This window comes from Phytoamicus setariae (assembly GCF_016722925.1).
In the GTDB taxonomy this organism is placed as follows: Bacteria; Pseudomonadota; Alphaproteobacteria; order Rhizobiales; family Rhizobiaceae; genus Rhizobium_E; species Rhizobium_E setariae.
This window is the reverse complement of record NZ_JAEQNC010000003.1, coordinates 481912-496373: the sequence shown is the minus strand read 5'-3', so window position 1 is coordinate 496373 and position 14462 is coordinate 481912. Positions and strand designations below refer to the sequence as shown.

The following is a 14462-nucleotide window of genomic DNA, read 5'->3' as shown; positions in this document are numbered from 1 at the left end:
TTGGCGGGGATGGCAATCTCGGCGACATCGACGCTATTCAAGAAATAACGATTATTTATCAATGGAATAACGATTGATCGGCAAGCGACGGACCGGTTGGCACGACTTATGCAAATTCAAGCATGCCGTTGAGGCGATTGGCCCCGGCTGAATAAGGAGGAGAATATGCTGAACAAACTGGGTTCCACCAGTGAAACACCAAACCCGATTTCACGTCCCCTCGATGCATTCTTTGATGCGCCAGGACCAGATCTGGAAATCGTTTCCAGAGCACGTGAAGTGTTGGAGATTGTCCGCAAACACGCGCAGGAAGGTGAGGACAATCGCTGTGTTTCCGAAGAGGTCGTAAACGCACTACATGAGCGCGGCCTGTTTCACATTTCTGTACCGAAACGGCTTGGAGGGAGCGGCGCGAATTTCCGGACCTTCATCGACGCGGTAGCTGAGGTCGCGAAGGCGGATGGCGGGACGGCATGGGCGATGGCTCTTCTGAACGTCTGCACCTGGTTTGCCTCACTCTACTCGGATCAGGCTCAGGAAGAGTCCTTTGGCACCACCCCGGGCGCTCGCATCTGCGGTATTTTCACCGCGCCGGCGAAAACCGAGATTGTCGAAGGGGGCATTCGGGTGACCGGCGAATGGTGGTATGCTTCCGGCTCGCGGCATGCTCAGTGGGCAACCCTGGGCGTCAGCCTCGGCACGAATCCGGACGGCTCTACAATCCTCGGGCTTGCCCTGGTGCCGTTCAGTGATCTTACCTACCGCGACACCTGGTTCGTCGCAGGTATGCGCGCGTCCGGCAGCAACACGCTGGTCGCCGACAACGTTTTCATCCCCAGTCACCGCATTCAGAATTTCGGTGATATGGCGAACGAAGCATACGCGAGATCCGACTCCGATGAGCCGAACGACTACGCATCGTTCGTTCCCGTGGCTGAGATCGTTCTCGTTGCAGCCCAACTTGGCCTCGCTCGTGGTGCGATTGATCTGACCCTTTCCAAGGCTCCAACAAAATCAGTTGCGTACACAACATTCACTCAAGCTCGCCATTCGCCGGTTCACCAAATCGAACTCGCGGAAGCAGTCTCATTGGCTGATCAGGCCTATTTGCTCGTGGCCCGTGCGTGCGCGGATATTGATAGCGCTGCTCTGCGCAAGGAGAAGCTTGATCCCCTGACCCGAGCGCGCATCCGCATGGATACAGGCCAAGCGGGTAAGCTAGCACGTGAAGCCATCAATAAACTTTTGAGTGTCAACGGTGCATCGAGCTTTGCGTTGTCCAACAGTTTGCAGCGCATTTGGCGCGATAGCGAAGTGGCCAGCAGACACGCTTTCGTTCTCCCGGAAATGGCGAACCTGATCTACGGCCGCGTTCTCTTCGGTGTCGAAGAAATCGTTCAACCGTTTTGACACACTGCGGCTGCTGGCATGCGAAACCTGCCAGCAGCCGCAGTTCAAGCTGAGGATATGAGGAGAACCTGAATGCACAAGTTGATTGCCCTGTACAACCACCCTGCGGACATCATCCAGTTCCGCCAGCACCTTGAGCAGGTGCATCTTCCACTGGTTTCAAAATTCCAAAATCTAAGGGCCATGAGGCATGCTTTCGATATCGCAGGTGGCGACAATTCGCCTTATTACGCCCTGGTCGAATGTGAATTCGATACCCGGGACGCGATGCAGGCGGCTTTGGATTCGCCGGAGGGTGCCGCGGCGGCTGCTGATGTCCCAAACTACGCGGCGGCCGGAGTCACTATTTTGACCTACGAAGTCGCTGCGCAACTCCGATGCGAGAGGTTTTCCGGAGATGCGCGATGATCACGGAGATTACCGACGACTTCCGCGGCGCGATGCGCCGACTAACGACAACAGTCAGTGTCATCACAAGCGAACACAACGGCACCAGATATGGCATGACGGCGACCGCCGTTACGTCGGTCTGCGCTGAGCCTGCTGCTCTGTTGGTTTGCATCAACACAGCGTCATCCCTGCATGTTCCTCTTCTGGCAAGCGAAAGGTTCTGCGTGAACATGCTGCAAGTGGATCAACATGAGATTTCTACAGCGTTCGCAGGCAAGCTGAAGGGCGAACAGCGCTTTTCGGCTGGTGACTGGCGGCAGTCCGAGGAAGGTCTTCCTTTTCTCTTCGACGCGCAGGCTAACCTGTTCTGCTCGCTGGAAAAGTCAATCGAGTTTGGGACTCACAGGGTCTTCATTGGTGGCGTTCATCGTGTGTTGATCAGCGAGAATATTTCCCCTCTGCTCTATGAGGATGGGAAGTATGCGCGCTCGGTCGCCCTCGCTTAACTTCCTGGCCACGTTGCGCGTGGCCAAGAGCCCCACTCGCGCAAGGTAGTGCCCAGCTTCTGGTGGAGCAAAAGCAATGCCGCGTGAAGACGCTGGCAATACAAAAGGACAATGGAGGATATCGTGAAATACTTCGCGGAAGAGGATTCGGCCGCCATCGTGAATGCCCGTATGGACGACAATACGGACCCGCGACTGGCTGAAATCATGGCGGGCATTGTCAAGCATCTGCATGCCTTCGTCAAGGAAGTGAAGCTGACTGCCGACGAATGGGGCGTGGCGATCGATTTTCTGACCAGAACGGGGCAAATCTGCACGCAGGAACGGCAGGAATTCATCCTGCTCTCGGATGTGCTGGGTTGTTCGATGCTGGTGGACGCCATAACCAACCGACGCCCGAAGGGGGCGACCGAAAGCACGGTCCTTGGTCCTTTCCATGTAGAGAATGCACCGGTGCGCGAACATGGCTCGGTCATCAGCCTGGATGGCAAGGGTGAAAGCTGCCTGTTCGAAGGTTGCGTTCTGGACCTTTCAGGCCAGCCGGTCGAGGGGGCCTGTGTCGATGTCTGGTCAGACAATGCCGACGGTTTCTACGATGTTCAGCAGCCAGATATCCAGCCTAAATGGAACAATCGCGGTCGTTTCATCACTCGAGCCGACGGCCGCTACAGTTTTGTCGGCATCCGCCCGGTGAGCTATCCGATCCCCGACGACGGCCCTGTCGGACGGCTTCTTGGTTATCTCGGACGTCATCCGTGGCGGCCAGCCCACATGCACTATATGATCAGCGCGCCGGGTTTTCGCAAACTGGTGACGCATACTTTCGTCGGTGGCGATGGATACTTGTCTTCCGACGCGGTCTTCGGGGTGAAGGAGTCGCTGATCGCCCCCTATGAGCGGCTAGAAGGGGCGCCGACGCTCTGGCGCTCTCCCTTCGACTTCATGATGACACCTGAATGAGCGCAAGGAGAGAGGTGACAAACCTGTCGATAAAACGATGTTCGACGAACGCAGTACGTCCAAAGGAATGCGGACGCCGTATGGAGGAGCCCCATGTCATTTTTCCGTGAAGAGTTTGCCGTGCAATGGCCGGCAATTCGCGTGCGTTTCGGCGCCGGTGTGCGTCACGACCTTGTTGCGGAGATCAAGCGGCTGGATTGCCGGCGCGCCCTTATCCTGACGACGCCGGAGCAAGTTTCCGTGGCAGAGGAATTCGCGGTGCTGTGTGGCGATCACGTTGCCGGGACCTTCAGCCGTGCGCGGATGCATACGCCGGTGGCGATTTCCGAGGAAGCGGCGTCCTATGCGCGTGAGATCGGGGCCGACTGCCTCGTGGCCGTCGGTGGCGGTTCAACCACCGGGCTCGGCAAAGCGATTGCATTACGCACCGATCTGCCGCAGATCGTCGTACCGACAACCTATGCGGGCAGCGAGGCGACTGCCATTCTCGGCCAGACCGAAGATGGCGTGAAGACCACTTTGACCGACGCCAGAGTGCAGCCGGAGGTCATCCTCTATGATGCCGAACTGGTGCGTACCCTGCCGATAGCAATGACGGTGGCGAGCGCGCTCAATGCCATAGCGCATGCTGCCGAAGGGCTTTACGCTCAGAACCGCACGCCACTCACCTCGCTTATGGCAGTTGAGGGAATGCGGGCCTTCCGCGATGCCCTGCCGCGCGTGCTGGCCAATCCCGACGACCTGAGCGCGCGCGCCGAAACTCTTTATGGCGCATGGCTGTGCGGCACGGTGCTGGGGCAGGTCGGCATGGCACTGCATCACAAGCTTTGCCACACACTGGGGGGCAGTTTTGACCTGCCGCATGCCGAAACCCACGCCGTTATTCTACCGCATGCCATTGCCTACAACGCTAGAGCGGCGCGTGATGAACTGCGACCCCTTGCCGAGCTCTTCGGCGACGACGAGCCGGGAATGGCGCTTCACCGTTTCGCCGGTACGGTGAACGCGCCGATGTCACTTGAAGATCTGGGGTTGAAGGCAGGTGACCTCGACCATGCTGCCGATCTAGCCGCGAAAAACCCCTATTGGAACCCACGCTTGGTCGAGCGGGACGCGATCCGGCGACTGCTGCAGGCCGCCTGGTCAGGCGATCCGCCGGTCGCCTGACTGCGAAAACAGATTGATGCATCCATCGGACGATCATTCGACGCCGGACAGGGACACGACAGGAGCTTGCGCATCAACTTCATTGTGTCAAAACGCGTGAAGTAGGGCTTGGTCCAAGACCGCTGTCGGCATGAGCATACAAAAACGGAAGCGCATCCTCGGTCCGGCCGCTTTCCTCGATATTGTGCTTGATCCAATGCTCACCCTTCTTGCGCGAATAGACAAACGGCAGGACCAGCCAGTTGAACAGAAAGCCGCGAACAGGAATTTTCATTCCGACGTGGGTTTCGCTGTAGAATGCGCAACCATCATCTTCGGCGGAACCCATATGGATCAACCGGCCAACGGTGGTCAGAGATCTCGAGCCCGCTGGGCTTGAAGGCCAGGCGTCCGGCACGCTCAAGTGCTTTGCGTGCGAGGAGTCTTTCTTTCTGCAGTTTCGTTTCGAATATGGAATCTCCTTCAGTCTATCCCACAGCCGTTGCGATGTCGCGTGACGCCGGCTTGGCATTCTTCACATGTAATCGCTGATGCGGTTTTTGCGCGGAGCCGGTTGCGGAGGCAGTGGTGGGCATGGCCTCGCGGCGAGTTCGGCCGCGTCATCAATCGCGAGACCGGTCATGCACAAAAGCCGGATAACTGCCTCGTTGATCGAGCTGGGTGGCAGGCCATCCTTGGTGATGCCGAGAGCAAAGCCAACGATCGCATGCGAGGTCAAACGCCAGATGAGGGCTGGATCCGTGACATTGAAGCGTCCAGCCTCAGTGGCCAGGCGCATATCCCGCATGGGGTAGGGCCCCATTCGCCGATAAAGCGCGTCAGCGATGACTTCGGAGCGATGGAGCAGTTGCTTCCATCGTACATCCCCCGTGGCCGTTTCGAGCACCTGCCGAATACCGAATGCATAAACCTGGGCAGGGTCCGAAAACGTGTCCGTCACGTCCTCGATGCGCTCCGCCAAACGTTCCATGATGTTCTCCAGAACAGCGACTGCCAGATCGTCCTTGGACTTGAAGTAGTTGTAGACTGTACCGGCGCCAACGTCCGCCCGTTCTGCAATCTCCTGCATCGTTGCGGCATCAATCCCCTTTTCCGACATGACTTCCTCGCCGGCTTCCAGCAAAGCCGTGCGGTTGCGCTTTTGCCGTCGGGCTACTCTGCCCTCTGCCCGCTTCGTATCCATAACTCTCTCGTCCTTACTTCAAGCCTCATATCCGAATCGCGTTCGAATACCGGGTGTCGACCATTTCTCAGCCGCGAAAATGGGAGTGAAGCGGCCAAATCGTCAATGTCTCATGATGGTAGCTCGTTCAACGGCCGGCGACGAGATTTTTTAAGGAAGCACCTCAATCACAGATTTCGATACCGAATAATATTCTATATTGAATGTCATTCATTTTTGATCTAACGTCAATTCCAACGGAGGATCTGGAGGAATTTTCGGTGAGGTATTCCCAGCGTGCGCTCGGCTCATTGAGCACAATACGGAAAAGCGTTCCCAAGGCGTAGCGATGGGCTGGGCCTGAAAGGTCCGCTCTGACGACGGAAAAGACCCAATAGAAGCTGAAATCGTACCGAATTTATCAGTCCGGCGATGGCGCTGCTGTGCGTCTGGATGGCGTGTGTTTGAAGACGGAGGAAAGATTGAGCAACAAGTCGAGTCGAATTTCGCCGGATGGCGAGCTGTTTCACGCTGATGTTGCAATTGTGGGCGGCGGTCCCGTCGGAACCCTTCTTGCGATACTTCTGGGCAAGGCCGGAAAGAAAGTCGCCTTGATCGAGCGATGGACGGAGACCTATGGTCGCCCGCGTGCGGTCACCTACGACCATGAGATCGCCCGAATTCTCGCCGTCCTCGGCATCGACAGCGAGAATGACTCGGCGATCAACTATCACGACGAACTCTATTACTGGAAAGACGCCAATGGCGAAAACATCCAGATCGTCGATTGGCAGAGCACGTCGGCGTCGGGTTGGCGCGTGCGTTACTGGTTCAACCAGCCGGACCTGGAGAAGCGCCTCACGAGGATTTCGACACAATATTCGAGTATTAAGCATATTAAGGGTTTCGAGGCCTGCGGTCTCGTCCAGGATGAGCATGGCGTCACGTTGAACCTGCTGCGCAATCCCGCCGAGGATGCGGATAGCACGGAGAAGCTGACGGTACAGGCCGAGTATGTCGTGGGTGCTGATGGTGCGAACAGCTTCGTCCGGCAGGCCCTCGGTATCGAGAACGAAGACAAGGGTTATTTCTTCGACTGGCTGATCCTCGATATGATCCCGCATGGCGATTATGTCATGCAGCCCGCCCAGTGGCAGCTCTGCGATCCACGCCGGCCGACGACAATCGTTCCCGGCGGTCCGGGGCGCCGGCGTTGGGAATACATGGTTCTTCCCGGCGAAAATCCCGCCGAACTCGCACTGGAGGACAACGCTTGGAAGCTGCTGGAGCCGTGGGGCCTTACGCGAGACAACGCCACGCTGGAGCGCAGCGCCGTTTACCGCTTCCAGGCGCGTTGGGCAAAGCAGTGGAACAAGGGCCGTTGTGCGATAGCGGGTGATGCAGCGCACCTGATGCCGCCCTTTGCCGGCGAGGGCATGTGCGCCGGGTTGCGTGATGCTTTTGCACTGGCCTGGCGTCTGAACGGGATTTTGGATGGCACTCTGTCCGACAAGGTCCTCGACAGCTACACGACGGAGCGCCTGGAGCACGCCAAGCACTATATCGATTTCAGCCAGCAACTCGGCAAGATCATCTGCATCTCCGATCCCGAGGAAGCGGCCGAGCGTGACCGCCAGATGAGGGCCGAGCTTGAAGCAAGAAACTTTACGCCTCTCCCGACCGATATCTGCCAGCTTGGGCCGGGCATCTGGTTGCCGGAATCCCATCACGCGGGCGAACTGTCGGTGCAGGGCGTGGTCGAAGCCAATGGCAAAAAGGACCGTTTCGATCAGGCCGTCGGCTTCGGCTGGATGGTGTTGGGGCTCGATGCCGACCCCGCAAACGCACTCCATCCTGATCAGTTGCGAAACCTGCGCAAGCTCGGCGGCCACACCGTTCGCATTGGCGGCTCCGGCGAACAATGTGACGCCGTCGATAGCGAGGGTACCTATGCCAATTGGCTGAAGGGCATCGGCGCAAGTTACGTCGTTCTCCGTCCTGACTTCTATGTTGCTGCAACCGCTTCGACCCCCGAGGAGCTTTGTCATCGATTTGACAGGGTGCTTGAGCGCCTCTGCCTGAACGATGTGGTGGAACGGGCCGTCGCCTGATGAACCCGAGAGCCTGACGGAACTGTCGTTAAGGCTCTTGAAAACAATGCTGAAGGGATGGGGTCGTGGACCAGTCATTTATCTATACGGGAAATCCGGCACGCATTCTTTTTGGGTCAGGCAGGGCGGCGGAGCTTGGCGAAGAAATTCGTCGATTGGGCCGCCGCCGCGCCTTGCTGCTCTCGACCCCATTTCAGAAGCCTGATGTTGAAGCGATCGCCCAGACGCTTGGCAATCTTGCCGCCGGCGTTTTCGCGGAGGCCACGATGCACACGCCGGTCGAGGTGACGGAAAGGGCAATGGCCGTCTACTCAGACACGGGTGCGGACTGCGTGGTCGCTTTCGGTGGCGGCTCGACGATCGGGCTCGGCAAGGCCATAGCCTATCGAAACGATGCGCCGCAGATCGTCATTGCGACCACCTATGCCGGGTCGGAAGTCACGCCCATCCTTGGCCAGACCGAGAGAGGCGTGAAAACGACCGTACGCGGCTCCTCGATCCTTCCCGAAACAGTCATCTACGATCCGGATCTCACACGCGGTCTTCCTGTTGCGATAAGCGTCACCTCGGGCCTGAATGCGATCGCGCATGCGGTCGAGGGTCTTTGTGCGCAGGACCGCAATCCGATCGCATCGATGATGGCTGTCGAAGGCGTGCGCGCCCTGAAGGTGGCTTTGCCGGGCATCGTCACCAATCCGGGCGATGCCGTGGCGCGCTCGAATGCGCTCTACGGCTCCTGGCTCTGTGGCAGCGTGCTCGGCATGGTCGGAATGGCGCTGCATCACAAGATCTGTCACACGCTCGGCGGCACGTACGACTTGCCGCACGCAGAAACGCACGCAGTCATGCTGCCGCATACGGTGGCCTATGCGGAGAAAGCGGTTCCCGAACTGCTGTCGCCGGTTGCCGAGATTTTTGGGGCGCCCACCGCAGCCGCAGGATTATACGCCTTCTCTGCTGCGCTCGGTGCTCCAACAAGCCTGAAGGTCCTTGGCCTCGCTTCGGCCGATCTCGATCGCGCCGCGGAGCTTGCCACTACCAATCCATACTGGAATCCACGCCCCATCGAGAAGCAGGCGATCCGCGATCTTCTGCAACGCGCATGGAGCGGTTCAAGACCAGAGTAAATCGCACGAAACGGGAGGAGAAAGCGATGATTACCAGAAGACAACTGTTGAAGACGACTGCCGCCGCCTATGCCACGAGCTTCGCCATGCCCGCTCTTGCCAGCGGTGCCAAGATCAAGATCGGCTATGTGACGCCTCAGTCCGGCCCGCTTTCGGCCTTCGCCCAGGCGGATAGCTACATGGTCTCGAAATTCCTCGAAAGCGCCAAGTCTCTCGGTCTGGATGTTGAGGTGATCGTGAAGGACAGCCAGTCCAATCCGAACCGGGCAGCGGAAGTCGCGAAGGAACTCATCAGCCGCGACGAAGTGAACCTGATCCTCGTCGCCTCCACGCCGGAGACCACGAACCCGGTCTGTGCCATTGCCGAAAGCGAGGAAGTGCCAGTCATTTCCTCCGTCGCTCCATGGCAGCCCTGGTTCATCGGGCAGCAGGGAAACCCCGCTGATCCCGGAAGCTGGCAGGAGTTCGATTATGTCTATCACTTCTTCTGGGGGCTGGAAGACAACGTCTCGGTCTTCCTCAATATGTGGAATAGCCTCGACACCAACAAGAAGGTCGGCGCACTGTGGCCGAATGACGGGGATGGCAATGCCTGGGGCTCGGACGTCGGAATGCCTCCGGCGGCAAAGGCGGCCGGTTATCAACTGACCGATCCCGGCCGTTACCAGAACCTGACGGACGACTTCAGCGCCCAGATCAACGCATTCAAGCAGGCCGGCTGCGATATCTTCACCGGTATTCCGATCCCGCCGGACTTCACGACCTTCTGGACACAGGCCGCCCAGCAGGGTTTCAAGCCCAAGATCGTGTCGATCGCAAAGGCGCTTCTGTTCCCGGAAAGCGTGGTCGCCTTGGGCGATCTTGGTCATAACCTGACAGCGGAAATCTACTGGTCGCCGGCTTTCCCCTACAAGTCGTCCCTGACCGGCGAAAGCTCGGCGGAACTGGCTGACGGCTTTTCAAAAGCGGCAAAACGGCAATGGACCCAGCCGGTTGGCTTCACCCACGCGCTGTTCGAGCTCGCAGCCGATGTCTTGAAGCGCGCATCCGACCCCACAGATGGTGAGGCCATCGTTGAAGCCATTTCCGCCACCAACCTCGATACCGTGGTGGGCAACATCAAATGGGGCAAGGACAACGTGCCTCCCTTTGCACGCAAGAACGTGGCGAAGACGCCGCTGGTCGGCGGGCAGTGGCGCCGAAAGAGCGATGGAACCTTCGATCTGGTCATCGTTGAAAACGCCAATGCGCCGGAGATTCCGCTCGGCGGCAAGCTGGAACTGCTTGGCTAAGGAACCCGCCAGCCGGCACGAACGGAGCCGGCTGGCCACTCCACGAGTCTGACGATCCATCGGAGCGCGCATGCCCATCCTATCTCTCAAAGCGGTATCGAAATCGTTCGGTGCATTGAAGGTGACAGACGATGTCAGTTTCGACCTGAACAATGGCGAAGCGCTCGGCATCATCGGTCCGAACGGCGCAGGGAAGTCGACCCTCTTCAACCTCATCACGGGAAATGTCGCGGCTGACAGCGGCCAGATTTTTCTCGACGGACGGGATGTTACCCGTGACAGCGCGATGAAGCGCTGCGAGAGCGGCATCGGCCGGTCGTTTCAGATCCCGCAGCCGTTCGGTCGACTTTCCGTCTATGAAAACCTCCTTGTTGCCGCCCGCTTCGGCGGAACCGTTTCCGCCGCTGACGCGCCCGGTTTCTGCATGGACATTCTCGAGCGCACCCGTTTGGCACCGCAGGCCAACAGGGAAGCCGGCGGGCTGCCGCTGCTTCAGCGCAAACGGCTTGAACTGGCGCGAGCGATGGCAACCAAGCCAAGGATCCTTCTGCTGGATGAGATCGCCGGTGGACTGACGGAGGCGGAGTGTCGGGAGCTGGTTGCGACCATAAGGGAGATCCACGCCGGAGGCACGGCGATCATATGGATCGAGCACGTTCTGCATGCACTGAACAGCGTCGTAGAACGACTGGTGGTGCTGAATTTCGGCCGTGTCCTCATGGCCGGCCCGCCGGAAGAGGTCATGGCGTCGCGCGAGGTTCGCGAAATCTATCTGGGGATCGAGGCATGAGCGGGCATTTTCTCGAAATCAACGGCCTGACAGCCTATTACGGTGACTTCCAGGCGTTGTTCGGCATCGACATGTATCTCGATGCCGGTGAAACGGTTGCCATGATCGGGGCAAACGGCGCTGGAAAGAGCACGTTGATGCGTGCACTGACCGGGATTGTCAAAATCGGGTCCGGTAATATGACGCTCGAGGGAGAGCGCATCGATCATCTGGATGCGCCGGACATTCTCCTCAAGGGAATCGCCACCGTACCGGAAGGGCGCCGTCTGTTCCCTTCATTGACCGTGGAGGAAAACCTGCTGATCGGCGCCCATGCCCGCAAGGGCGAGGGGCCCTGGAACCTGAAAAGCCTCTACGAGCTTTTCCCGATCCTCGCCGAACGCCGGCGCAGCCCCGGCACCGCGCTTTCGGGTGGGCAGCAGCAGATGGTGGCCATTGGTCGCGCACTGATGAGCAACCCGCGCGTCCTGCTTTGCGACGAGATCTCGCTTGGCCTCGCACCTGTCGTCATCAAGGACATTTACGCCGCCGTCCCCCGGATCAAGGCGGTGGGAACCTCGATCGTCGTCGTCGAGCAGGATATCGGCCAGGCCCTGAAGGTCGCAGATCGCGTCTATTGCATGGCGGAAGGCCGGATCACGCTTGAGGGCCGTCCCGACGAACTCTCTCGGGATGCCATCCACGATGCCTATTTCGGAGTGCATGCATGATAACCCTGGACACGATCATGCAGGGCATCCTGCTTGGTGGGCTCTACGCCCTTTTCGCCGCCGGCCTCAGCCTTGTCTTTGGGATCATGCGTCTGGTCAATCTGGCCCATGGTGATCTGATCGTGTTGGCGGCCTATCTTATCCTCGTCATTGCCAGCGCTCTGGGATTGCATCCTTTTTGGGCCGTCCTGTTGGCTGCTCCCGGGATGTTCGCCGTCGGCTGGCTGCTGCAGACCCATGTGCTGAACAGGGTGCTCGGTGATGACTTGCTGCCGCCGCTACTGGTGACGTTCGGCCTGTCCGTCGTCATCCAGAATGCGTTGCTGGAGGGTTTCTCCGCAAACAGCCAGAAGCTTTCTGCCGGCGCTATCGAGACACAATCATTGCAGATAGGGTCTCTGACGGTCGGTGTCATGCCGCTTCTGACTCTTGCGACCGCCGTTCTCGTCATTTTTGCTCTGAATAGGCTCTTCTATACCACGGCTCTTGGCCGTGCGTTTCGAGCGACATCGGATGATGCCGTCACTGCCCGGTTGATGGGCATCCGGCCAAACCGAATCTTTGCGATTGCAACCGGGCTCGCGTTCGTCGTTGCGAGCATTGCCGCCGTTTATCTTGGCATGCGCGCGAACTTCGATCCGTCGATCGGTCCGGCGCGTCTGCTCTACGCCTTCGAAGCCGTCATCATCGGCGGTCTCGGCAGCCTATGGGGCACGCTTGCTGGCGGCATCGTCATCGGGCTCGCCCAGACGGTGGGTGCTGCGGTCAATCCGGAATGGCAGATTCTGGCGGGACATATCGCCTTCGTCCTTGTTCTTCTCGTCAGTCCCCGCGGCCTCTTTCCGCGCGCCAACGATTGAGGTCTGAAGCTATGAACATTTCATCTTTTACAACTGGCCGTGCTTCGGTTGTCATCCTGTCGGCGGTGATCGTCGCAACGCTGTTCGCCCTGCCATTCTTTGCACCGCGCGCCGTCGTTCAGGATCTCTTCGGTGTTTTGACCTTGCTGGTTCTTGCCATGAACTGGAACATGCTTGCCGGATTCGCGGGGCTCGTTTCCGTCGGGCAGCAGGCATTCGTCGGCATCGGCGCCTACGCGATGTTTGCTGCGGTGATCCTCTGGGGATTTGATCCACTGATCGGCATTCTGATCGGCGGTCTCGTCGCAGCGTTGTTTGCTGTTCCGATGGCGTTTTTCACCTTCCGATTGAACGGCGCCTATTTTGCCATCGGTACCTGGGTTGTCGCTGACATCGCCCGGCTTGCCGCAGGCCAGTGGAAGGCTCTCGGCGGAGGAACTGGAACGTCGCTGCCGAAGGGCACGACCAAGGACATGTTCGGGGTGGACGCGATCAAGCATCTGCTTGACGTCAGCACCGCCGCCGCCACCGATGCCCTGACCTATTGGTTTGCCTTGGTGCTTGCTCTTGTTCTGTTCGTGGCATCTTACCTGTTTTTGCGCTCCCGGTTGGGGCTGGGGCTTCAGGCCACTCGCGACAATGCCAATGCCGCCCGTTCCGTGGGCGTCGATCCGGTTCGCATCAAGGCTGCTATCTTCATCCTTTCGGCCTTGGGGACGGGTTTGTGCGGAGCGCTGATGTTCCTGCAGATCACGCGCGTCACGCCGGATGCCGCATTCTCGGTCATCGACTGGACGGCGTTCGTCATCTTCGTCGTGGTCATCGGCGGAATCGGCACGTTGCCGGGGCCAATTGTCGGCGTTGCGGTGTTCTACTGCCTGCAGCGGGTCATGGCCGATTATGGAACGGTCTACCTCATCATTCTCGGCCTGCTTGGCATTGGGATCATGTTGTTCGCGCGACGCGGTCTTTGGGGCACGTTCGTCGATCGCACCGGCCTCGATCTGCTGCCTCTTCGCCACCTGGCACCTGCCAGGAATGCCGCGGGTGAGGCGCCGCCGCTGCCCGTCGGGCAACCGGCAGCTTGAATGAGGCGGCATCCCTTCATCTATTCAGGAGTAAGTTCAGATGACCAGATATTTTAACGAGGAAGGTTCGGTCGAGGCGGTAAACGCCAGAATGGGGGAGGGCACGGACCCTCGCCTGGCAGAAGTCATGTCATGTCTCGTCAAGCACCTGCATGCTTTTGCGAAGGAAATTCAACTGACCCAGAAGGAGTGGGAAGTTGGCATCGATTTCCTGACGAAAACCGGCCGGATCTGTAGCGGTGAACGTCAGGAATTCATCCTGCTGTCCGATACGCTCGGCTTCTCCATGCTCGTTGACGCCATCAACAACCGCAGGCCTGCGGGCTCGACTGAAAACACCGTCTTCGGACCGTTCCATGTCGTCGGTGCGCCGGTATTGGCGATGGGCGACTGCATATCGCTCGACGGCAAGGGGGAAAGCTGTCTCTTCGAGGGAAAGGTTCTCGATCTCGAAGGGCGGCCGATCGAAGGCGCTCGCGTCGACGTCTGGTCGGACAATGCCGATGGCTTCTACGATGTCCAGCAACCCGATATCCAGCCGAAGTGGAACAATCGCGGCATCTTCGTTACAGGCCCGGACGGCTGCTACAGTTTTGTCGGGATCAAGCCGGTATCCTACCCCATCCCCGATGACGGACCGGTCGGCCAGATGCTGGGGAATCTGGGGCGCCATCCCTATCGTCCTGCGCATATGCATTACATGGTTACGGCGGATGGATATCAGAAGCTCGTCACGCACACCTTCGTTGGTGATGATCCCTATCTGCAGTCCGACACCGTGTTTGGCGTCAAGACTACACTCGTTGCCCCTTACGAGCGCCTGAATGAAGCGGAGACGCTCTGGCGCTCGCCGTTCGATTTCGTGCTCTGCCCCGTGTCGAGGTAACCC

Annotated in this window: 15 protein-coding genes; 13 read left to right on the top strand and 2 right to left on the bottom strand. The window is 58.9% G+C overall.

Annotated features, from left to right (window positions below):
* Positions 1-165 precede the first annotated feature (165 nt).
* The 5 genes from JJB09_RS07625 (at position 166) to JJB09_RS07605 (ending at position 4433) form a co-directional block, all read left to right on the top strand.
* A complete protein-coding gene (locus tag JJB09_RS07625) occupies positions 166-1410 on the top strand; it encodes an acyl-CoA dehydrogenase family protein (RefSeq protein WP_201655514.1) in 1245 nt (414 codons plus the stop codon).
* Between the two features lie 72 nt (positions 1411-1482).
* A complete protein-coding gene (locus JJB09_RS07620) occupies positions 1483-1818 on the top strand; it encodes an EthD family reductase (RefSeq protein ID WP_201655511.1) in 336 nt (111 codons plus the stop codon).
* The gene (locus JJB09_RS07615) at positions 1815-2306 is read left to right on the top strand and encodes a flavin reductase family protein (protein ID WP_246748605.1); all 492 of its coding nucleotides are present in this window, start codon (positions 1815-1817) and stop codon (positions 2304-2306) included. Before JJB09_RS07620 ends, JJB09_RS07615 begins: the two co-directional genes overlap by 4 nt.
* 120 nt (positions 2307-2426) lie before the next feature.
* On the top strand, positions 2427-3266 hold the full coding sequence (locus tag JJB09_RS07610; protein WP_201655633.1) for a dioxygenase family protein: 840 nt from the start codon (positions 2427-2429) through the stop codon (positions 3264-3266).
* Between the two features lie 93 nt (positions 3267-3359).
* Positions 3360-4433, top strand: coding sequence for a maleylacetate reductase (locus JJB09_RS07605; protein ID WP_201655508.1), 1074 nt, complete (start codon positions 3360-3362; stop codon positions 4431-4433).
* Between the two features lie 79 nt (positions 4434-4512).
* On the opposite strand, the gene JJB09_RS07600 is transcribed toward JJB09_RS07605, so the two are convergent.
* Both JJB09_RS07600 and JJB09_RS07595 read right to left on the bottom strand, forming a co-directional pair.
* Complete coding sequence (locus JJB09_RS07600) at positions 4513-4761, bottom strand: hypothetical protein (RefSeq protein ID WP_201655505.1); 249 nt, start codon at positions 4759-4761, stop codon at positions 4513-4515.
* A gap of 186 nt (positions 4762-4947) precedes the next feature.
* Complete coding sequence (locus tag JJB09_RS07595; RefSeq protein WP_201655502.1) at positions 4948-5616, bottom strand: TetR/AcrR family transcriptional regulator; 669 nt, start codon at positions 5614-5616, stop codon at positions 4948-4950.
* Between the two features lie 461 nt (positions 5617-6077).
* Here JJB09_RS07595 and mhpA point away from each other — a divergent pair, with 461 nt between their 5' ends.
* The 8 genes from mhpA (at position 6078) to JJB09_RS07555 (ending at position 14459) form a co-directional block, all read left to right on the top strand.
* Positions 6078-7706 (top strand): bifunctional 3-(3-hydroxy-phenyl)propionate/3-hydroxycinnamic acid hydroxylase MhpA, encoded by a 1629-nt coding sequence (mhpA, locus tag JJB09_RS07590; protein ID WP_201655499.1) that lies wholly within the window; start codon positions 6078-6080, stop codon positions 7704-7706.
* A 65-nt stretch (positions 7707-7771) separates the two neighbouring features.
* Positions 7772-8833 (top strand): iron-containing alcohol dehydrogenase, encoded by a 1062-nt coding sequence (locus JJB09_RS07585; RefSeq protein ID WP_201655496.1) that lies wholly within the window; start codon positions 7772-7774, stop codon positions 8831-8833.
* Between the two features lie 26 nt (positions 8834-8859).
* A complete protein-coding gene (locus JJB09_RS07580) occupies positions 8860-10125 on the top strand; it encodes an ABC transporter substrate-binding protein (protein ID WP_201655493.1) in 1266 nt (421 codons plus the stop codon).
* Between the two features lie 70 nt (positions 10126-10195).
* Positions 10196-10915 (top strand): ABC transporter ATP-binding protein, encoded by a 720-nt coding sequence (locus JJB09_RS07575; protein ID WP_201655491.1) that lies wholly within the window; start codon positions 10196-10198, stop codon positions 10913-10915.
* The gene (locus tag JJB09_RS07570) at positions 10912-11625 is read left to right on the top strand and encodes an ABC transporter ATP-binding protein (RefSeq protein WP_201655487.1); all 714 of its coding nucleotides are present in this window, start codon (positions 10912-10914) and stop codon (positions 11623-11625) included. The genes JJB09_RS07575 and JJB09_RS07570 overlap by 4 nt, the downstream gene beginning before the upstream one ends.
* Positions 11622-12485, top strand: coding sequence for a branched-chain amino acid ABC transporter permease (locus JJB09_RS07565; protein WP_201655484.1), 864 nt, complete (start codon positions 11622-11624; stop codon positions 12483-12485). The genes JJB09_RS07570 and JJB09_RS07565 overlap by 4 nt, the downstream gene beginning before the upstream one ends.
* Before the next feature lie 11 nt (positions 12486-12496).
* Positions 12497-13573: a branched-chain amino acid ABC transporter permease gene (locus JJB09_RS07560; RefSeq protein WP_201655481.1), complete on the top strand. Its 1077-nt coding sequence runs from the start codon at positions 12497-12499 to the stop codon at positions 13571-13573.
* A 40-nt stretch (positions 13574-13613) separates the two neighbouring features.
* Entirely contained in the window at positions 13614-14459 is an 846-nt protein-coding gene (locus JJB09_RS07555) for a dioxygenase family protein (protein WP_201655478.1), read from the top strand.
* Positions 14460-14462: the final 3 nt, after the last annotated feature.